We start from the raw sequence: 20,169 nt of genomic DNA, 5'->3' as shown, positions 1-20,169 counted from the left end.
CCCCGCCCCGGCCGAACACGATCGGGTGAGATCGCCCCGAAAATGTACGGAAACACTGTTCCCGTACCTCGGTTGATCGAGACAGCCGCCCGCAACCACCACCGAACCCACTGCCCACCACAGACCGCCGCCACCCACCACCACGGCCACCACCGCCGTCGGCCGACCGCCACCTCCCGCGGCTCACCGCCCGCAGTCGCCGACCGGCGGGCAGCGGAGCGGTCGGGTAGCGCAGGCAGCAGGTGGGAGTGGGAGGCGGAGTGGAGGGAAGGGACGGGCAGGAGCCGGCGGGGTGGGGACGTTGCCGGGGTGGGGTGAACGCGAGAGCGGGCCGCCGACGGTGGTCGGCGGCCCGCTCTCGGGTGTGGCTTGTCGTGCGGTCGGCCCGGGTTACTGGCGGGGGCCCTTGCGCTGGCCCTTGGCCTGGGCGCGGGCGGCGGCGCGGCGTTCCTTGCGGGTGCCGCCCGCTTGGTTGCCGCCCTGCTGGGCGGTGTTGCCGGTGGTTTCGGCGTCACCGCTCTCGGACGGGCCCGTGTAGGTCAGGCCCTGCTGGGCGCGGCCGTCCAGGCCCTTGCCGCGCAGGGCGGGCGGGATGGCGTTGCCGCTCTGCAGTTGGGCCAGGGCCGGACCCGCGGGGGCCTGGTTGGCGTCCGCCTGCTGCTGGGCGGCGGCAGCGGCGGCGGCGCGGGCGCGGGCGCGGCTGCCGGCCAGCGGGCCGCCGTTGGCCAGGGAGACCTGGACCGGCGGCTCGGCGGCGGGCTCGGGTTCGGCGGCTTCGACCTGCAGGTTGAACAGGAAGCCGACCGTCTCCTCCTTCAGCGCCTCGAGCATGCCGTTGAACATGTCGAAGCCCTCCCGCTGGTACTCGATCAGCGGGTCGCGCTGGGCCATCGCCCGCAGGCCGATGCCCTCCTTCAGGTAGTCCATCTCGTACAGGTGCTCGCGCCACTTCCGGTCGAGCACGGAGAGCAGGACGCGGCGCTCCAGCTCGCGCATCGCGCCCGGGCCCACCCGGCCGTCGATGTCCGCCTCACGCGCCTCGTACGCGGCCAGGGCGTCGGCTTCCAGCTTCGCCTTCAGCGACTCCCGGCTGATGTCGTCGTCCTCTTCGAGGACCTTCTTCGGGTCGAGCGTGATCGGGTACAGCGTCTTGAGCGCCGTCCACAGCTGGTCGAGGTCCCAGTCCTCGGCGTAGCCGTCGGCCGTCGCGCCGTCGACGTACGCGCCGACCACGCTGGTGATCATGTGCTCGACCTGCTCGCGCAGGTCCTCGCCGTCGAGGACGCGGCGGCGCTCGGCGTAGATGACCTTGCGCTGCTCGTTCATGACCTCGTCGTACTTGAGGACGTTCTTGCGGATCTCGAAGTTCTGCTGCTCGACCTGCGTCTGCGCGCTGCGGATGGCCCGGGTGACCATCTTGTGCTCGATCGGCACGTCGTCCGGCACCTTCAGCCGGGTCATGACCGTCTCGACCATCGCCGCGTTGAAGCGGCGCATCAGCTCGTCCTTCAACGACAGGTAGAACCGCGACTCGCCGGGGTCGCCCTGACGGCCGGAACGACCGCGCAGCTGGTTGTCGATGCGCCGCGACTCGTGCCGCTCGGTGCCCAGCACGTACAGGCCGCCGGCCTCGCGGACCTCCTCGGCCTCGGCCTTGACCTCGGCGGTGATCTCCTCGATCAGCTTCGCCCAGGCGGCCTCGTACTCCTCCGGGTTCTCCACCGGGTCGAGGCCGCGTTCCCGCAGCTCGTGGTCGGTGATGATGTCCGGGTTGCCGCCCAGCACGATGTCCGTGCCGCGGCCGGCCATGTTCGTGGCGACGGTGACGGCGCCCTTGCGGCCCGCCTTGGCGATGATCAACGCCTCGCGCTCGTGGTGCTTGGCGTTGAGCACCTCGTGCGGGATGCCCTTGCGGACCAGCAGCTTCGACAGGTACTCGGAGCGCTCGACGCTCGTCGTGCCGACCAGCACCGGCTGGCCCTTCGCGTGCCGCTCGGCGATGTCCTCGGCGACCGCCTCGAACTTCGCCTCCTCGGTCTTGTAGACCAGGTCGGACTCGTCCTTGCGCTGCATCGGGCGGTTCGTCGGGATCGGCACCACGCCGAGCTTGTAGGTCTGGTGGAACTCCGCCGCCTCGGTCTCGGCGGTACCGGTCATGCCGCCGAGCTTCTGGTACAGCCGGAAGTAGTTCTGGAGGGTGATCGTGGCGAGCGTCTGGTTCTCCGCCTTGATCTCGACGCCTTCCTTGGCCTCGATCGCCTGGTGCATGCCCTCGTTGTAGCGACGGCCGGCCAGCACGCGGCCGGTGAACTCGTCGACGATCATGACCTCACCGTTGCGGACGATGTAGTCCTTGTCCTTGGTGAAGAGCTCCTTGGCCTTGATCGCGTTCTGGAAGTAGCCGACCAGCGGGGTGTTGGTCGAGTCGTACAGGTTGTCGATGCCGAGCTGGTCCTCGACGTACTGCACGCCCGCCTCGGTGACGCCGACCGTGCGCTTGCGCTCGTCGACCTCGTAGTGGGTGTCGCGGCGCATCTTCGTGGCCAGCCGGGCGAACTCGACGTACCAGCGCGAGGACTGGTCGGCCGGGCCGGAGATGATCAGCGGCGTGCGGGCCTCGTCGATGAGGATCGAGTCGACCTCGTCGACCAGGGCGAAGAAGTGGCCGCGCTGGACCATCTCGTCCCGGCTCCACGCCATGTTGTCGCGCAGGTAGTCGAAGCCGAACTCGTTGTTCGTGCCGTAGGTGATGTCGGCGTTGTAGGCGACGCGGCGCTGCTCGGGCGTCATCTCCGACAGGATCGCGCCGACGGTCAGGCCGAGGAAGCGGTGGATGCGGCCCATCCACTCCGCGTCGCGCTTGGCCAGGTAGTCGTTGGTCGTGACGACGTGCACGCCCTCGCCCGCGATCGCGTTCAGGTAGGCGGGCAGCACCGAGGTCAGCGTCTTGCCCTCACCGGTGCGCATCTCGGCGATCTGACCGAGGTGCAGCGCGGCGCCGCCCATGAGCTGGACGTCGAAGTGGCGTTGGCCCAGGGTGCGCTTGGCGCCTTCGCGGACCACCGCGAAGGCCTCGGGCAGCAGTTCGTCCAGGGACTCGCCGTCGGCGTAGCGCTTGCGGAACTCCGCGGTCTTCGCGCGCAGCTCCGCATCGGAGAGGTCGACGACGTCGTCTTCGAGGTTGTTGATGTGCGCTGCGATGTTGCGCAGGCGCTTGAGCATCTTGCCCTCGCCAGCGCGGAGCAGTCGGGACAGCACCATCCGGGTCGACCTCATTACCTCATCGCGACGCGCCCGGGGGACGGGCGCCTTCCACCGGGGCTCACCACGGCCATGGCGAGCCTTCACCACCCGCCATCGTAGGCAAGTCGTGAAGGTGTGTGCACAGACACAGGTAGGAAGCACTCCGGGAGACGCCCCCGGGCCAGTCGGATCCGGCCGCCCGGAACGCGCGCAAGATCGCGTTCCGTGACCGGTGGCCGGGCCCGCCACCCGGTTGGACGCACCGGCGGCCGTGCCCGGGACGCGCGCGCCAAGATCGAGTCATTCATCGGATTGAGAGAGAAATCCCACGTCGACGGGCCTCGGAGGCCTTCGACACACGTCGAATAGCCGTCACGTGGCCGGTTCGCCGGGTCACGGGGATTGTCAGTGGCACATTTTCCGGCGCGTGCGCCGTTCGATCTTCGAATTGCCGGTCCGGCGGTGCGGCCCCCGGCGTGCGAGGACGCCGGGGGCCGCGCGAAGTCGAGTGAGGGGAGAGTGGTCAGGTGGCGCTCAGGCCAACCTGATCACGCCGTAGTCGAACCCCTTCCGGCGGTACACGACGCTCGGTCGGCCGCTGTCGGCGTCGGAGAACAGGTAGAAGTCGTGGCCGACCAGTTCCATCTCGTAGAGGGCCTGGTCGACGGTCATCGGCTTGGCCGTGTGCTCTTTCTCGCGCACGATCTGGCCGGGCAGGTTGTCCTCGATGCCGTCTTCCCAGCGCTGCGCGGGCACTTCCGCCATGCCCTCGTGCGCGGGTTCCGGCTCGGCCGCCTCGAGCACGGCGGTGTGGCCGAGCCACATGCCCTGCGCCTGACCGCCGTCGCTGTCGGGGCGGAGGGGGAGCGACTCCCCGAGTCCGCTGGTCGCCTCGGCGACCGATGTCGGGCCGCGTCGCCCGTGGTGCACGCGCCTGCGGTCATGCGAGCGCCGCAGCCGGTTCTCGAGCTTGCTCACCGCGGAGTCCAGGGCGGCGTAGAAGTCGCCCGCACATGCTTCGGAACGAACCACCGGACCGCGTCCCTTGCCGGTGATCTCGACCCGCTGGCAGTTCTTCGACTGCCTGCGGTTCGGTTCGTGGAAAAGCTCCACGTCGAAGCGGATGACCTTGCGGTCGTAACGCTCAAGCCTGGCCAGCTTTTCGGCGACGTGCACCCTGTAGTGATCGGGCACCTCGACGTTGCGGCCCTTAACGACGATGTCCATACACGACCTCCCTCGCTTTGCTGCGAGCAATGGCTTCGGATCGCTTGGGCGCCGGATCCGCGATCACCGTCGCGGACTTTGTCGCTGAGGGTGGCCCCTCAGGTCCCCACCGGCGCCAGGGTCATGGGCTGTTCGCCTCCTCCCCGCGTGCCGGGAACGCTGATAGCGGTGCACGTTAGCCCGGTATTCGCCGCTGCGACAGCCCCCGGGGCGGGGGAACTCCAAGATTTTCTTGTCGTAACGCAGAGCGACGAAAAACTGGTATCCGTGACGCGCCACGCGGGCGCGTTCGACCGCCACGCCGGCGCCCGCTCACCCGAACGGCCGAGGTGGACACGGGCACCCGTCGGCAGAGTGGTTGCGTCGAACGGCCTCTGCGCGGGCGTCATATCCGGCCAACGGGCGAGCCTCCCGAGAGGTTCCCGGTCGGATTCACCCGTGTGGGTGGGTTCTGCGTGCGGTCGTCAGCGTGAGGACAGCGGATACCCCGATTCCGGCCGCTTTCAACACCGAAGCGCAGGCGTTCGCCGTCGAACCCGTCGTCACCACGTCATCCAGCAGGACGACCGATGTGCCCGGTGGTGGCAGGCACCGCGGCACGAGCCGCACGCGGCCCGCCAGGTTCGCCCGGCGGGCCGCCGCGTCCAGCCGGACCGAATCGCGAACGCCCCTCGTGAACTCGAGCGCCGGCGCGACGGAGGAACCGGACGCCCGTGCCATTCTCAGCACGTGGGAACCGCCGCGGGCTCGCGCGGCCGACGCGCGCGACGGCGCGGGCACCACCCACGGACCGGGCCCCACGCCGGGCAACTGCGGCAGGGCGGCGGCGACCAGCGCACCGAACACGGCCGCCAGCTCACGCCGCCCGCGCTCCTTGAACGCGAGCACCAGCTCACGCGCCGCGCCCGCGTACGCGGCCAGCGCGAACACCGGCGGACCGGTGCCGGGCACCCGCTCCGGTGGCCCGAACAGCGCCAGGCACCGACCGCACAGGCGCACGCCCCACGTGCCGCAGCCGGGACAGCGGGGCGGGAACAGCAGGTTGATCAGCATGGCCACGACGATGCCGGCGGCCACCGACGATCCGGGCCCTTCCGCCGAGGTGCGCGGCCTCCACGACCGGGTGAAGATGGGACGACCCCGTCGGCTCCCGTCAGCCCGGGTAGAAGGCCTGGGTGCCCTTCTCCACCTTCGTCGTCGACGCACGCCACACGTCACCCACGTCGTTCGCGCTCCACAACCCGCTCTGGTCCACCGCCAGCACGTTGCGGCCCGGCGCCGCGGTCACCGACGTCACCGGCACCGTCAGGTTCGACGTGTTGTACCGCTCCACCCGCACGCCGTCGATGTTCACCTTGGCGATCGGGTACGCCGCCAGCGACGTGCTCACCACCAGCACGTCCTGCGCCAGCCAGTCCAGCGCCAACGCGCTGGTGCCCAGCACGGACGGCTGCAGGTGGCGCGGCGACCGCAGCGACACCGCCGAGTCCTGGTCGCGCACCACCGCCGCCACCACGAGCTTGCCGTCGACCACGGCCGCCACCCTGGTGCCGTCGCGCGACAGCCGCAGCTCGCTGATCCCGCCCAGCTCGGTGAGCTCGGAGGCGTTGACCGCGTTGGCCGTCCACCCGTTGTCGGTCCGGATCACGCGGACCACCTTGGTGCCGTCGGCGACCGTCCACACCTCGGTGCTCGGTTCGCCGCGACCGCCGCTGAGCAGCCACGTCGGCCGGGTCATCGCGGACGCGCGCAGGTCGACCTCGGCCAGCGGCTCCGACACCGGCCCCACCCGCAGCCGCACCGAGCCGTCCCCGACCCGGCTGACCGCCGCCAGCCGGCTGCCGTCCATCGACTGCCCCGCGTTGATCACCTCGTAGTCGCCCGCGCCGGCGGGGCCGGGCACCGGGTCGCCGGTGATCTGCTTGATCCGCCCGTTGCCGACGAGCATCCCGGTGAGGTCGGCGTTCGGCGTGGTCAGCTCCTCTCCGGTCTGCACGTCGGCGGGCCGCCACTCGCGCTGATCGGGGTTGATCGACTGGCCCTCGACGAGCACCCGGATGCGGCTGCTGGACACGCCCGCCAGCGACTTCACCACCTGCGCCACGATCTGCTTGCCGCCCTGCACGGTGAGGTCGCCGACCTTGGTCAGGTCGACCTCCAGCGCGCCGTCGTCGGCCTCGGAGGTGTTCTTGCGCTGCGCGGCGCCGTTCGGGATGGCCGTCCTCAGCGCGCCCCGCATGCCCACCGCGGGGCCCTTGAGCAGCAGGCTCGTCACCCGGCTCGGGATCGACGTGGACGGCGCGATCACCACCCACCGGGGGTCGGGCACGAGCACGGTGAAGTCGGCGTTGTAGAAGAACAGCGTCACGCGCCGGTAGTTCTGCTGGAACCCGCCCAGGGGCACGTAGATGCCGTCCGGCGGCGCGGAGATGCGCCACTGGTCCTCGGCGTCGCGCTCGATCCCGATCGGCGTGTCCAGCGGGCCGATGAGCTGGATGAACGAGTTGTCCTCCAGCTGGAGCCTGCCGACGTTGCGGCCCTGGAGCAGCACGACCCGGTGCCGGTCGTCGGTGGTGACGCCCGGCGTGGGCACCGTGTTGAACGTGGTGTCGATGATCGTCGGCGTGCCCTTGGTGTTCCACGCCTTCTTCGCGTCCTCGGTCAGGTACGCCTTGGCCGCCGCGTAGTCGCCCTCCGGGTTGGCCGAGGCGTTGACGAACTCCCGGACCAGCGTCAACGGGTCGATGTCCTTGACCGGTTCGGGTGCGGCGGCCTCGCTGGCGTTGCCCGCGGACGGGTTGACCGCGATGGGCGAGGTCTCGGTGGGGATCGCCGCGCATCCCGCGGCCACGAGCACGGCCAGGAGCACGGCCGGCAGCCTCACCGGACCTCCTCGCGTTCGCCGGTGACCGGCTGGGCGGGCTGCCACGTGAACTCCTCCTCCGTCAGCTCGACCTCCTCCGCCGGCTCGGGCGCGTCCGGCTCGGGTTCGACCACGGGTGGCAGGTCGGGCGGTTCCAGCGGCAGTGGGCTTGAGGTCAGCTCGTGGCCGAGCCGGCACGGGATGGTGAGCCGGAACACCGCGCCGTGGCCGCGTTCGCCCCACGCCTCCAGCCAGCCGCCGTGCAGCCGCGCGTCCTCCAGGCTGATCGACAGGCCGAGGCCGGTGCCGCCGGTGCGGCGGTTGCGGGACGGGTCGGCGCGCCAGAACCGGTTGAACACCAGGTCGGCCTCGCCGGGGCGCAGGCCGACGCCGCGGTCCCGGACGGTCACCGCGACCGCCTCGCCGTCGCCGCGCAGCGTCAGCTCGACCGGCATGCCCTCGCCGTGGTCGATGGCGTTGGCCAGCAGGTTGCGCAGGATCCGCTCGACGCGGCGGGAGTCCAGCTCGGCGGTGACCTCGTGGTCGGGCAGGTCCAGCACGATCGTGGTGTCGCTGCTGTTGGCGATGGCGCGCACCGCGTCGTGGGCCCGCCGGGCCAGCACGCGGATGTCGACCAGCTCGGCGGCCAACTCCTCCACGCCCGCGTCCAGCCGGGAGATCTCCAGCAGGTCGCCCAGCAGCGACTCGAACCGGTCCAGCTCGTCGACCAGCAGCTCGGTGGACCGGGCGAGGCCGCCGGGGAACTGCTCGCGCGAGGCGTGCAGCACGTCCGCGGCCATCCGCACGGTCGTCAGCGGCGTGCGCAGCTCGTGCGACACGTCGGAGGTGAACCGGCGCTGGAGCTGGCCGAACTCCTCGAGCTGGTGGATCTGCCGCTGGATGCTCGCGGCCATCTCGTTGTACGACTCGGCCAGCCGCGCCACGTCGTCCTCGCCGACCACGGGCATGCGCTCGTCGAGGCTGCCGTCGGCGAACCGCTCGGCGATCTCCGCGGCCTGCCGCACCGGCCGCACGACCTGCCGGGTGACCAGGTTCGCGATCAGCGCGAGCAGCAGGAGCAGCACCACGCCGCCGACGACCAGGGTGCTCTGCACGACGTCGGCGGTGGCCTGCTCGCTGGTCAGCGGGAACAGCAGGTACAGGTGCATGGCGCGGGCGGAGCTGTTCACCGGCTTGCCCACGACCAGCAGCGTGGTGGGTCCGGTCTCCCGCTCCACGGTGGTGATCTGGTAGCCGGCGCTGCCCCGTTCGAGCATCTTGAACAGCCCGTCGGGCACGTCCTCGTACTGGCCGACGGCGACCGGCAGGCCGTCGGAGCCCGTGCCGACGGGGTCGCGGAGCACCGGCTCGAACGCACCCGCGCCGGAACTGGTCGGGTCGAGGTCCACCCCGGACGTGTTGATCTTGTTCAGGGCGGTGGTGAACCGGGTCTTCACGCTGTCCGGGCCGGGGTTGAGGCCGGCGAGGTCGGGCTGGATCGCCGCCGCGCTCGCCTCGGTCTGCCGGACCGCCGCCTCGATCTTGGTCTCCAGCAGCTGACCGGTGATCTGCACCTGGAGCACCATGCCGAGCACGAACACCACGGCCGACGACAGCGCCAGCGTGCTGACCACGACCCGCAGCTGCAGCGAGCGCCGCCACAGCTCGCCGAACGCGACCGCCTGCCGACGAGCGCGTTCGACCCCGCGGCGCAGCTCGCGCACCGCGGGGTCGAACCACCGCGAAGTCATCTCCGGTGGACCCCGATCACGGAGGGCCGGCCTTGTACCCGACGCCGCGCACGGTCAGCACCACCTCGGGGTGCTCCGGGTCGCGCTCGACCTTGGAGCGCAGCCGCTGCACGTGGACGTTCACCAGCCGGGTGTCCGCCGCGTGCCGGTAGCCCCACACCTGCTCCAGCAGCACCTCGCGGGTGAACACCTGGCGCGGCTTGCGGGCCAGCGCCACGAGCAGGTCGAACTCCAGCGGCGTGAGCTGGATCGGCTTGCCCTCGCGCAGCACCTCGTGCCCCGGCACGTCGATGGTCAGGTCGCCGATCTGCAGCACCTCGGCGGGCTCGGCCTCGGTGCGCCGCAGGCGGGCCCGGATGCGGGCCACCAGTTCCTTCGGCTTGAACGGCTTGACCACGTAGTCGTCCGCGCCGGACTCCAGGCCCAGCACGACGTCCACCGTGTCACTCTTCGCGGTCAGCATCACGATCGGGACGCCGGACTCGGACCTGATGGCCTTGCAGACGTCGATGCCGTTCATGCCGGGCAGCATCAGGTCCAGCAGCACCAGGTCGGGCTTCAGCTCGCGCAGCGCGGGCAGCGCGCGGGCGCCGTCGGCCACCACAGCGGTGTCGAAGCCCTCGCCCCGCAGCACGATGGTCAGCATCTCCGCCAGAGCGGGGTCGTCGTCCACGACGAGCACGCGTGCCTTCATACCCAACATCGTCCCACTAGTGGCCGGCAGTCCACGCACCACCCAGCGGTCATCGCTGCTGGTCGTCGTGCGCGTCCACTCCGTAGCCAGTCTCTGCCGCCGATCCACGTGCCCACCTCGTCCCGCCGAAACGCGAATCCTCAGCGACTCATCGGCACGGCGGTGACGTTTTGTTACTTTCTTACACTAATGGGTGAACCACCGGTCGAGGATCGCGTCGACGCGCAGGTCAGCGGTGCCGTCCAGCACCTCCCACGGCGAGAGCCACCCGGCGGCGGCCAACCCGTCGTAGACGGCGGCGCACCGCGTCTGCAGCCCGCCGTCCGACTCGTACAGGTCCCGGCCCCTGGCCTCTTCCGCCTCGCGGTGGGCCGCGCGGCCGGCCGCGACGTCCGCGGGCACGCGCAGCAGCAGTTGGAGGTCGGGGATCGGCAAACCGAAGCGGTCCACCTCCAGCGACCGGACCCACTCGACGAACCCACCGTCGGCACCTTGGCGCAGCCGAGCGGCTCCGTAGGCCGCGTTCGAGGCCGTGTAGCGGTCGAGCAGCACGACGTCGTACCGCGCCAGGTCGGCCCGGATGCGGTCGGCCGCGCCACGCCGGTCCAGCGCGTAGAGCACCGACATGCCGTGCACCGAATCCGTCAGGTCGCCCAACCTGCCGTGCAGCGCGTCCCGCACCAGGTCGGCGTGCACGTCCTCGTCGTAGCGCGGGAACGCGCCGGTGGCGACCTTCGCCCCACGCGCGTCCAGCGCGTCGGTCAACGCCTTGGCCAGGGTTCGCTTGCCGGCGCCGTCCAGGCCCTCGATCACGACGAGTTTTCCCACGGAGACCACCCTAAGGGGCACCTCCTGCTCACGATCGGCGGCATGACATCGCCCAGTCGGGTGACAGTAGATCCTTTGCGTCACCAGATTGAGTGACTACGGTGAACCCCATTTCCGGTTGCGCGAAAGGGTGGTGCCGCGGTGACCGCGGATTCCGGGCACGCCAGACCGGTTGACGAGCAGGCCGCCCACCCACCCGGGAGCCTGCCCACGAGCCTCACCGAGACCCTGCGGTACGGGCCGTTCCACCGCGCCCTGCACGACGCCATCGCGCACCGCGGCCTGTCCCTCGCCCGGCTGCGGGCGCACCTGGAGCAGCTCGGCGTCCAGGTCGGGCAGTCCACCCTGAGCTACTGGCAGCGCGGCCTGCGGCACCCCGAAGTGCCCCGCGCCATCGCCACCGTGCGCGCGCTGGAGACCGTGCTGAAGCTGCCGGCGGAGTCGTTGGTGGCGCTGGTCGGGAACCGGCCGCAGCCCCGGCTGACCAGGCCGAGCGGCTGGGTGTCGCCGGTGCCGGTGCTCTCGGGGTTCGAGGCGGTCAGCGACGTCGGCGCGAACACCGACATCGAGGTGCTGTCCGTGCACGACACGGTGCTCATCGGGCCGGAACGGGAGCAGCGGTCGATCAGCACCCGGCTGGTGGTGCGGGCGACGAAGGCCGGGCCGGACCGGTACCTGGCCGTGCACCAGGGCGACGAGGGGTGCCTGATCGACAACGCGCTCGTGCGGCCCGGAGAGGGGTGCCGGCTGGGGCGGCTGCGCCGGCAGCTCGCCACCCGCGGCCTGGCGTTCGAGCTGCTGTTCGACCGCAGGCTCGCCCAGGGCGAGGAGCACGTGTTCAGCTTCACCGTGGTGGACGACACCGGCGGGCCGACACCGGGCCACCGGCGGGCGTTCCGCGAACCGTGCCGCGGCTACCTGCTGCAACTGGCCTTCAACCGCCGCGCCCTGCCCGCGCGGTGCACCAAGCAGTTCCGGGTGGACGCCGACGCCGTGCCGGTGGACCTGGAGGAGCTGGTGTGCGGGCTGGGCGGGTTCGCCAGCGCGTACTTCGAGGACGTCGGCCCCGGCGTGGCCGGGATCAGCGTCGAGTGGACCTGACGGAACGGCCGGGCCGCTGAGGCGACCCGGCCGTTCACACCACCAACGTCAGTAGCGGTAGTGCTCGGGCTTGTACGGGCCCTCGACGTCGACGTCGATGTACTCGGCCTGGTCCTTGGTCAGCTTGGTGAGCTTGCCGCCCAGCGCCTCCAGGTGGATGCGCGCGACCTTCTCGTCCAGCTTCTTGGGCAGGCGGTACACCTCCTTGTCGTACTCCTGGAACTTGGTGAACAGCTCGACCTGCGCGATCACCTGGTTGGAGAACGAGTTGGACATGACGAAGCTGGGGTGGCCGGTGGCGTTGCCCAGGTTGAGCAGGCGGCCCTCGGACAGCACCAGGATCGAGTGGCCGTCGGGGAACACCCACTCGTCGACCTGCGGCTTGATGTTGACCCGCCGGATGCCGGGGAAGCGGGCCAGGCCGGCCATGTCGATCTCGTTGTCGAAGTGGCCGATGTTGCCCACGATCGCCTGGTGCTTCATGGCCGCCATGTGCTCGATGCGCACGACGTCCTTGTTGCCGGTCGTGGTGATGACGATGTCGGCCTTGCCGATCACGTCTTCGAGGGTCTGCACCTCGTAGCCGTCCATCGCGGCCTGCAGGGCGCAGATCGGGTCGATCTCGGTGACGATGATGCGGGCGCCCTGGCCGCGCAGCGAGTCCGCCGCGCCCTTGCCGACGTCACCGTAACCGCAGATCACGGCCACCTTGCCGCCCATGAGCACGTCGGTGCCGCGGTTGATGCCGTCGATCAGCGAGTGCCGGATGCCGTAGCGGTTGTCGAACTTCGACTTGGTCACCGCGTCGTTGACGTTGATCGCCGGGAACAGCAGCTCACCGGCCGCGGCCAGCTGGTACAGCCGCATGACGCCGGTGGTGGTCTCCTCGGTGACGCCGCGGATGCCCTCGGCGATCTTGGTCCACTTCCCGTTGTCGGCCGCGATCGACTTGCGCAGCGTCTCCAGGATCAGGACCCACTCCTCGGGGTCGTCGGCCTCGGGCTGCGGGACGACGCCGGCCTTCTCGTACTGCACGCCCTTGTGGACCAGCAGCGTCGCGTCGCCGCCGTCGTCCAGGATCATGTTCGGGCCGCCGCCGTCGGGCCAGGTCAGCATGGACTCGGCGGTCCACCAGTACTCCTCCAGCGTCTCGCCCTTCCAGGCGAAGCACGGGATGCCCTTGGGCTCCTCGGGGGTGCCGTGCGGGCCGACCACGACCGCGGCGGCGGCGTGGTCCTGGGTGGAGAAGATGTTGCAGGACGCCCAGCGGACCTCGGCGCCCAGGGCGACCAGGGTCTCGATCAGGACGGCCGTCTGCACGGTCATGTGCAGTGAGCCGGAGATCCGCGCGCCCTTGAGCGGGTAGACCTCCGAGTACTCGCGGCGCAGCGCCATCAGTCCGGGCATCTCGTGCTCGGCCAGCCGGATCTCTTTGCGGCCGAACTCGGCCAGGGAGAGGTCCGCCACGGCGAAGTCGATGCCGTTGCGGGTCTGGAGCCTCTCGGCGGTCATCGCGGGTTCCTCCATTGTCGGGTAGACCGAGCCGACACTACCGCCCGCCACGCCGGGCCACGGAGGTCGGCGGCTTCTGCGCACCAATGGACCAGAGTATGGCCAAGCGGAAGTGATGTTCGCGGGAGGATTTGTGCTGATTCCCGGCCCCGACACACGGGTGGTGGAACTGCGGGTGCACGGTGTCCAGGGCACCACCCCGCAGTCGCTGGTCGACGCGGTGGCGGCGGTGGACGTGGCGGGCGACGGGCTCGGCCGCGTCGTGCGCCCGGCCGACCGGCTGCGCAGACCGGCGCCCGGCCCGGTGTTGCAGGCCGCGGGACGCCCCGTGACCAGGGTCGTCGAGGGATACGTGTGGGGCGCGATGACGTCCGGCGGGTGGGCCAAGGCGACGTGGGCGCTGCTGTTCCCGTTCTCCCTCGCGAACGTGGCGCACTGGATGCTGCCGCCCGTGCCGGACCGGTCGGCGCCCGCGCACCTGCTCGGGATCGCCCTTCGGGCGTTGCTTCGGTTGGCCGCACTGCTGCTGACCGTGTTGCTCGTCGCCCAGCTCGAGGTGATCAGCCTCGACCTGGTGGCCGCGCAGTGCCTCGCGCCCGGCTCCCCGTGCCTGTGGGGCCCCTCGTGGCTGAACACGACGCCGTGGGTGCGCGCCGTCGTCGGGCTGGCGCCGATCGCGCTGGCCGTGCTGGTGCTGCACCGCATGTCCAGTGTGGATTGGCGGATCGAGCGCAAGGAGGTGCCCGCCGCCGAGGGCGGGCGGTCCGGGCTGCCCGGCGCGCACGTGGCCACCGACCCCGACACGCCCGCGTTGCGCGTGCTGCACGTCGTGGCCGGCCTGGGCGCGGCCGTGGTGGTGGCGCTGGGCGGACCGGCCGGTCCGGTGCTCGCGCCCGGCTGGCACGGCGTCGCGATCACGGCGTGCTGGTCGGTGGGTCTCGCGCTGCTCGCGGTGTCGGCGCTGGGCGCGATGCTGCTGGACGACCCGACGGGCGGCGCGCCGCACCGGGGCGGCCGGTGGCTGCGGGCCGTGCTGGGCCGCCGGCCGCGGCGCGTGCTCCAGGCCGTGGCGTGGACGTCGTTGCCGGTCACGGCCGGTCTGCTGGTCCGGCTGCCGCCGTCGCTGCCGGGCGCGGACCTGGCCGTGCAGATGGTCGCGGCGCTGGTCGCGCTGGTGTGCGTGATGATCGCGGTGCTGCTCGTGCCGGCGGCGCTGCTGGCCCGGCGCACCTGGTCGGCGCAGCCCCGTGAGCTGCGGCCCTGGGCCGGCGGGTGGATGGCCGCGCCAGTGGTGGCGACGTCCGCGCTGCTCGGCGGCGGGTTCGGCGCGGGCGTGGCGCTGACCCTGCAGCGGGCGCTCGGGCACGGCGACCTGCCCGACGGGTACGACTACCTCGCGCTGCTGTGGGGCGTGGCCGGCGTGCTGGCGTTCCTCGCCGGGGTGGCGATGGCGGCGGCCACCGGGATGATGCGGTGGAGCTCCCTCCGGCGGGACAAGGAGTGGGCCCGGGAGGCGACCCTGCTGCACGCGGGACGCGCACGTGACGCGAAGCGCGCGGCGCGGGCGTGGTGGTGGGCGCGGTGGCAGCGGCGGCACAGCCACCACGTGGTGCTGATCCTGTCGTCGGTCCTGGCGGTCGGCGCGGTCCCGGCGGCGCTGCTGAGGCTGCGGGAGGTCGTCCCGCCGACGTGGACGCGGCCGATCGTCGCGTTCGGCGTGGTCGTGCTCGCCGCCCTGGCGTTGTCGCTGCTCCGGGCGGTGTACCTGGCGGCACGGCGGCCGGACAAGGCGCGGCAGGTGGGCGTGCTCGCGGACCTGGCCGCGTTCTGGCCCCGCGAGGCGCACCCCGTGGTGCCGCCCTGCTACGCGTTGAAGGTGGTGCCGGAGCTGGTGGCGCGGGTGCGGGAGCACCTGGCCGACCCCGGCACGCGGGTGGTCCTCGCCGGGCACAGCCAGGGCAGCCTGCTCGCGGCGGTGGCGGCGGCCCGGCTGCTGGAGGAGCTGCCACCGCACCAGGCCGAACGGGTCGGCCTGGTCACCGCCGGGTCGCAGCTCCAGTGGGCGTACCCGCGGGCGTTCCCCGCGGTGGTGCCGCACGGCTCGCTGGCGACGTTGGCCGGCGGGCTGGCCGGGCGGTGGCGTGCCCTGTGCCGCGGCACGGACGCGCTGGGCGGCGCGGTGATGACGTGGAACCGGCAGGTGTTCGACGGGATGCTGCTCGGCGCCGGGTTCCGGCCCGACGGCACGTCCGGTGCGCTGCCGCCCGCGCTGCGCGGCCCCACGGGCGCGCTCGTGCTCGGCGGCGACCACTGGCTGCCCGACCCGCAGCGGGGACCGTTCCCGGGCCGGCGGTGGGCACCGGGCGTGAACCGGCACGCGGACTACACCTCCGACCCCGAGTGGGACCGGGCGATCGCCATCGCGGCCGGGCTGGACACCCCGGAGCCGCCCGCGCCCGCCGCACCGCCGGTGCTGCCGACCGCGCGGCAGGCGCCCGTCAGCTCACCCGAAACGACGTGAGGAGCCGGTCGGCCGCGTCCGTGCGGCCGTCCTCGGCGAGCAGGCCGGCGGGCGCCAGCACGTAGTGCCGGTCGACCGCGATGGCGGCCGTGCGCAGGACCGGGCGCAGGACGGGGTCGGCGCGCAGCACCCGTTCGATGCCCTCGGTGGACGGCGCGTGCCGGAACACGCCACCGGACAGCACGAGCAGGCCCGCGCCCTGCGGCCCCAGCCGGCCGTCGACCAGCCGGAGGTGGCGGCGGACGGCCAGCACGGCGGCGAGCGCGGCCAGCCGGTGGTCCACCGCCGGGTCGTCGGGCAGCCACGTCACGTCGGCCGCGCGGGCGGCGGCTTCCCCTCGCAGCACCGCTGCTTCGTCCTTGTCGATCAGCTTCTCCGCGAGCGCCTCGGCCACCACGCCCGGCGCGGACCAGCGCAGGCCCAGGTCGCCCTCGACGGTGCGGCGGTCCGGCGGCAGCGCGACCGTCCGCTCCGGACCTTCCACTGTGGACACCGCGGAGTAGACGTCGGTGGTGGCGCCGCCGACGTCCACGACGAGCACCGCGCCTTCCCGGTCCTGCGCGGCCAGCCGGGACACGCCGCGCAGCACGGCGTCCGGCGTGACGGCCCGCACCAGCCCGCGGAACCGCCGGCCGCGCGACAGGCCCTTGCCGCCGATGACGTGCCGCAGGAACACGTCGCGGATCGCCGCGCGCGCCGGCCCCGGTGCGAGCTCACCCACGTCGGGCAGGACGTTCGCGGTGCGCACCACCGTCCGGCCGGCCAGCAGTTCCGCCGCCTCCGGCTGGGCGTCGGCGTTGCCGGCGAGCACGATCGGAACCGCCACGCGGCTCACCCTGCGGGCGTTGTGCAGCAGGACCGATGCGTCGCCGCCGTCCGTGCCGCCGACCAGCAGCACCAGGTCCGGCGCGGCCGCGCGCAACGCCCGGACGCCCGCGCCGTCCAGCGGGCCGGCGGACACGTGCACCACCTTCGCGCCCGCCGACAACGCCACCCGGTACCCGGCCTCGGCGCTGACCAGCCGCTCCTGCCCCACCACCGCGAGCCGCAGCCCGCCACCGGCCGACGAGCAGGCGAGCGTGCGCTCGGCCGTGCCGCCGAGGGCACTGGTCACCGCGTCGATGCCTTGAAGCACCTCCGGCGGGGTAGTCGTGTGCTGTGCGGTGCCGAGCAGCTCACCGGCGTGCGACACGAGGGCGCCCTTGGTCCACGTCGAACCGATGTCCAGGCAGAGCACGGTCATGCGCGAAAACTACCGGTGCCGCCGAATGTCGGTGCACACCTTTAGTCTGAACGGACCAGCAGCAGACACAGGAGGCGAAGCCGTGCCGGGCAACGGGCTGTGGCGCACGAAGTCGATCGAGCAGTCCATCGCGGACACCGACGAGCCGGACACCAGACTCCGCAAGGACCTCACCGCGTGGGACCTGACGGTGTTCGGTGTCGCGGTCGTGATCGGCGCGGGCATCTTCACCCTCACCGCGTCCACCGCGGGCAACCTCGCCGGGCCGTCGGTGTCGCTGGCGTTCGTGCTGGCGGCGGTGGCGTGCGCGCTGGCCGCGTTGTGCTACGCGGAGTTCGCGTCGACCGTGCCGGTGGCGGGCAGCGCGTACACGTTCTCGTACGCGACGTTCGGCGAGTTCATGGCGTGGATCATCGGCTGGGACCTGGTGCTGGAGTTCGCGGTCGGCGCGGCGGCGGTGGCCAAGGGCTGGTCGCTGTACCTGCAGACGGTGCTGGGGCAGCTCGGCGTGACGGTGAAGACGACCGCTTCCGTCGGTGGCGTGGACGTCGACTGGGGCTCGTTGCTGCTGATCGGAGCGCTGACGGCGTTGCTGGTGCTGGGCACGAAGCTGTCGTCGCGGGTGAGCGCGGTGATCACGGCGGTGAAGGTGGCCGTGGTGCTGCTCGTGATCGTGCTCGGCATCGGGTACGTCAACACGGCGAACTACAGCCCGTACATCCCGCCCGCCCAGTCCGGCGGCACGGCCGGGACCGGGTTGGAGCAGTCGCTGTTCTCGCTGCTCACCGGGTTCTCGGGGAGCACGTACGGCGTGCTGGGGCTGTTGGCGGCGGCGTCGCTGGTGTTCTTCGCGTTCATCGGGTTCGACGTGGTCGCGACGACCGCCGAGGAGACGCGGAACCCGCAGCGCGCCGTGCCGCGGGGCATCCTGGGTTCGCTGGCGATCGTGACGGTGCTGTACGTGGCGGTGTCGCTGGTGATCACCGGGATGCTGCCGTACGACCAGCTCAAGACCCAGCCCGACGGCACGCGGGCGACGCTGGCGACGGCGTTCTCGGTGAACGGGGTGGACTGGGCGGCCACGGTGATCTCGGTGGGCGCGCTGGCCGGCCTGACCACCGTGGTGATGGTGCTGATGCTGGGCCAGTCGCGGGTGCTGTTCGCGATGTCGCGCGACGGCCTGCTGCCGCGCGGCCTGGCGCGGACGGGCAAGCGCGGCACGCCGGTGCGGATCACGTTGATCATCGGCGTGCTGGTCGCCGTGGCCGCCGGCTTCTTCCCGGCGGGCAAGCTGGAGGAGATGGTGAACGTGGGCACGCTGTTCGCGTTCATCCTGGTCTCCGCCGGTGTCCTGGTGCTCCGCAAGACCCGCCCGGACCTGCCTCGGGGCTTCCGCGTGCCGCTGGTGCCCGTCGTCCCGGTGCTGGCGATCCTGGCGTGCCTGTGGCTGATGCTGAACCTGACCGCGCTGACCTGGGTGCGGTTCCTGGCGTGGATGGCCCTGGGCGTCGTCGTGTACTTCGCCTACAGCCGCCGGCACTCCCTACTGGGCCGCAAGGGCACCACCGCCGTGCCCGTGGTGAAGCACGACGAGATCCCGTGACGTCGCCCAGTCGAGTGATCTCTCAGATCGTCTCAACCAAAACGCCGTTTCCCTTCACCTGAAACGTCGGTTGAAACAACGAGGCCGCCAACCAACCGCCCTCTCCGCCCAACCCCCTCCGCCACCGCTTCCGGCTCCGGCCCCGGCTCCGCCGGCGGCGGCGGCGGAGGGGGAACGGCCCACGGGAACGCTCTGAGCAACATCTCACCGCCGGGCAGCTCGCCGCACACGTCCCAGCCCCCGGGACCACTACCCCGCCACCCAGCCCGAAAGCTGCGCGAAGCCGAGCGGATCCGAGCAGGGCAGCGGAGCGGGTGACCGAACGCTGTCGAGGCGCTCCCCGACCTGCTCACGCGGATCGGTGGCCCCGGAGCGTCGCTCGTCACCGGAGCCGCCGTCGCCGGTGCCGCAGCCGCAGTGGCTGAAGCGAGCAGTGGCGGCGGGAGTGGCGTGGGCCCGGCGGGGGTTCACCGGGTGCTCTCGGCGCGCGTCCGGTACGCGGCTGGCGCGGGCGGCCGGTCGGCTGAACGAGAAAGGGCGACGAGCGCCGCATGCAGCAGCTCGTCGCCCTTGCCCACAGCGGGCGGCTCGGGAACGGCGAACGGGCGTTCGCCGGCCGAGCCGAGGGGTTATGACTGGGCGGTCAGTGACCGGTCCAGGTCGGGTTCCAGGTAGATCAGGCGGGCGGAGGGGACCTTGTTGCGGACCCGTTGTTCGGCGGCGTCGATGGCGGCGGCCACCTCGTCGATCGGCAGGCCCGGGTTGAGCGCGATCTTGGCGGCGACCAGCATCTCGTCCGGCCCGATGTACTGGGTCCGGATGTGGATGACGCGCTGGACCTTGCCCGCCGCCAGCTCGTCCACGATCACGTCGAGCTCGGCGGGGCTCGCGCCCTCGCCGATCAGCAGCGACTTCATCTCCACGATCAAGATCACCGCGATCACGCCGAGCAGCACGCCGATGCAGATGGTGCCGATGGCGTCCCACACCGGGTCACCGGTCAACGTCGACAGACCCACGCCCATCAGCGCCAGGACCAGGCCGAACAGCGCGCCCGCGTCCTCCAGCAGCACGACGGGCAGTTCCGGCACCTTCGACTGCCGGATGAACTGCCACCACGTGGCGTCGCCCTTGATCGCCTTCGACTCCACGATCGCGGTGCGGAAGCTGTAGGTCTCCAGGCCGATGGCGACGACCAGGATGATCACCGCGACGATCGGGCTGCTCAGCTCCTCGTGCGACTCCAGCTTGTGGATGCCCTCGTACAGGGCGAACACCGAGCCGAGGCTGAACAGCATCAACGCCACGATGAACGAGTAGAAGTACCGGTCCCGGCCGAACCCGAACGGGTGGTTCAGGGTGGCCTTGCGCCGGGCGGTCTTCTGCCCGAGCAGCAGCAAGCCCTGGTTGGACGTGTCCGCCACCGAGTGCACCGACTCGGCGAGCATGGACGACGATCCGGTGATCAGGAAGCCGACGAACTTCGCCGCGGCGATCCCGGCGTTGGCCACCAGTGCGGCGATGATCGCCTTGGTCCCGCCCCCTGCTGACACGGTTGCTCCCTAAGCGCCCAGGTCCGATTT

The 20,169-nt window shown here is 71.8% G+C and carries 13 protein-coding genes; 3 read left to right on the top strand and 10 right to left on the bottom strand.

Annotation, left to right across the window (positions count from 1 at the left end):
- Positions 1-390: 390 nt before the first annotated feature.
- The 7 genes from secA to FHX81_RS25810 form a co-directional block, all read right to left on the bottom strand.
- Positions 391-3,261 (bottom strand): preprotein translocase subunit SecA, encoded by a 2,871-nt coding sequence (secA, locus tag FHX81_RS25840; protein WP_141980609.1) that lies wholly within the window; start codon positions 3,259-3,261, stop codon positions 391-393.
- Between the two features lie 516 nt (positions 3,262-3,777).
- On the bottom strand, positions 3,778-4,470 hold the full coding sequence (gene hpf, locus FHX81_RS25835) for a ribosome hibernation-promoting factor, HPF/YfiA family (RefSeq protein WP_141980608.1): 693 nt from the start codon (positions 4,468-4,470) through the stop codon (positions 3,778-3,780).
- Positions 4,471-4,902: 432 nt separating this feature from the next.
- The gene (locus tag FHX81_RS25830; protein WP_342787230.1) at positions 4,903-5,547 is read right to left on the bottom strand and encodes a ComF family protein; all 645 of its coding nucleotides are present in this window, start codon (positions 5,545-5,547) and stop codon (positions 4,903-4,905) included.
- 76 nt (positions 5,548-5,623) lie between these two features.
- Complete coding sequence (locus FHX81_RS25825; protein WP_141980607.1) at positions 5,624-7,354, bottom strand: LpqB family beta-propeller domain-containing protein; 1,731 nt, start codon at positions 7,352-7,354, stop codon at positions 5,624-5,626.
- The gene (gene mtrB / locus FHX81_RS25820; RefSeq protein WP_141980605.1) at positions 7,351-9,084 is read right to left on the bottom strand and encodes an MtrAB system histidine kinase MtrB; all 1,734 of its coding nucleotides are present in this window, start codon (positions 9,082-9,084) and stop codon (positions 7,351-7,353) included. The genes FHX81_RS25825 and mtrB overlap by 4 nt, the downstream gene beginning before the upstream one ends.
- A gap of 16 nt (positions 9,085-9,100) precedes the next feature.
- A complete protein-coding gene (gene mtrA / locus FHX81_RS25815) occupies positions 9,101-9,778 on the bottom strand; it encodes an MtrAB system response regulator MtrA (RefSeq protein ID WP_015104936.1) in 678 nt (225 codons plus the stop codon).
- A 186-nt stretch (positions 9,779-9,964) separates the two neighbouring features.
- On the bottom strand, positions 9,965-10,606 hold the full coding sequence (locus FHX81_RS25810) for a dTMP kinase (RefSeq protein ID WP_141980604.1): 642 nt from the start codon (positions 10,604-10,606) through the stop codon (positions 9,965-9,967).
- A gap of 141 nt (positions 10,607-10,747) precedes the next feature.
- On the opposite strand from FHX81_RS25810, the gene FHX81_RS25805 reads away from it, so the two are divergent.
- Positions 10,748-11,707 carry a hypothetical protein gene (locus FHX81_RS25805; protein WP_141980603.1) on the top strand — a complete coding sequence of 320 codons (960 nt, stop codon included), beginning with the start codon at positions 10,748-10,750 and terminating at the stop codon, positions 11,705-11,707.
- 48 nt (positions 11,708-11,755) lie between these two features.
- Here FHX81_RS25805 and ahcY read toward each other — a convergent pair whose 3' ends face one another.
- A complete protein-coding gene (ahcY, locus tag FHX81_RS25800) occupies positions 11,756-13,219 on the bottom strand; it encodes an adenosylhomocysteinase (protein WP_141980601.1) in 1,464 nt (487 codons plus the stop codon).
- Between the two features lie 133 nt (positions 13,220-13,352).
- On the opposite strand from ahcY, the gene FHX81_RS25795 reads away from it, so the two are divergent.
- A complete protein-coding gene (locus tag FHX81_RS25795; protein ID WP_246107972.1) occupies positions 13,353-15,740 on the top strand; it encodes a hypothetical protein in 2,388 nt (795 codons plus the stop codon).
- Here the strand turns inward: FHX81_RS25795 and FHX81_RS25790 are convergent.
- Positions 15,718-16,983: a glutamate mutase L gene (locus FHX81_RS25790; protein ID WP_141980599.1), complete on the bottom strand. Its 1,266-nt coding sequence runs from the start codon at positions 16,981-16,983 to the stop codon at positions 15,718-15,720. The two genes, FHX81_RS25795 and FHX81_RS25790, sit on opposite strands and share 23 nt — an antisense overlap.
- A gap of 82 nt (positions 16,984-17,065) precedes the next feature.
- On the opposite strand from FHX81_RS25790, the gene FHX81_RS25785 reads away from it, so the two are divergent.
- The gene (locus FHX81_RS25785; protein WP_141980598.1) at positions 17,066-18,586 is read left to right on the top strand and encodes an amino acid permease; all 1,521 of its coding nucleotides are present in this window, start codon (positions 17,066-17,068) and stop codon (positions 18,584-18,586) included.
- A gap of 629 nt (positions 18,587-19,215) precedes the next feature.
- Here the strand turns inward: FHX81_RS25785 and FHX81_RS25780 are convergent.
- Complete coding sequence (locus tag FHX81_RS25780; protein ID WP_141980596.1) at positions 19,216-20,139, bottom strand: cation diffusion facilitator family transporter; 924 nt, start codon at positions 20,137-20,139, stop codon at positions 19,216-19,218.
- Between the last annotated feature and the right edge of the window lie 30 nt (positions 20,140-20,169).

This window comes from Saccharothrix saharensis (assembly GCF_006716745.1).
Taxonomy (GTDB): Bacteria; Actinomycetota; Actinomycetes; order Mycobacteriales; family Pseudonocardiaceae; genus Actinosynnema; species Actinosynnema saharense.
This window is presented reverse-complemented; position numbering and strand designations above follow the sequence as displayed.

Bases quoted from the DNA above. Each gene is read 5' to 3' on its own strand.
- mtrA (WP_015104936.1), bottom strand. From the start codon at position 9,778: ATGAAGGCACGCGTGCTCGTCGTGGACGACGACCCCGCTCTGGCGGAG.
- mtrB (WP_141980605.1), bottom strand. From the start codon at position 9,084: ATGACTTCGCGGTGGTTCGACCCCGCGGTGCGCGAGCTGCGCCGCGGG.
- secA (WP_141980609.1), bottom strand. From the start codon at position 3,261: ATGGTGCTGTCCCGACTGCTCCGCGCTGGCGAGGGCAAGATGCTCAAG.
- ahcY (WP_141980601.1), bottom strand. From the start codon at position 13,219: ATGACCGCCGAGAGGCTCCAGACCCGCAACGGCATCGACTTCGCCGTG.
- hpf (WP_141980608.1), bottom strand. From the start codon at position 4,470: ATGGACATCGTCGTTAAGGGCCGCAACGTCGAGGTGCCCGATCACTAC.
- FHX81_RS25790 (WP_141980599.1), bottom strand. From the start codon at position 16,983: ATGACCGTGCTCTGCCTGGACATCGGTTCGACGTGGACCAAGGGCGCC.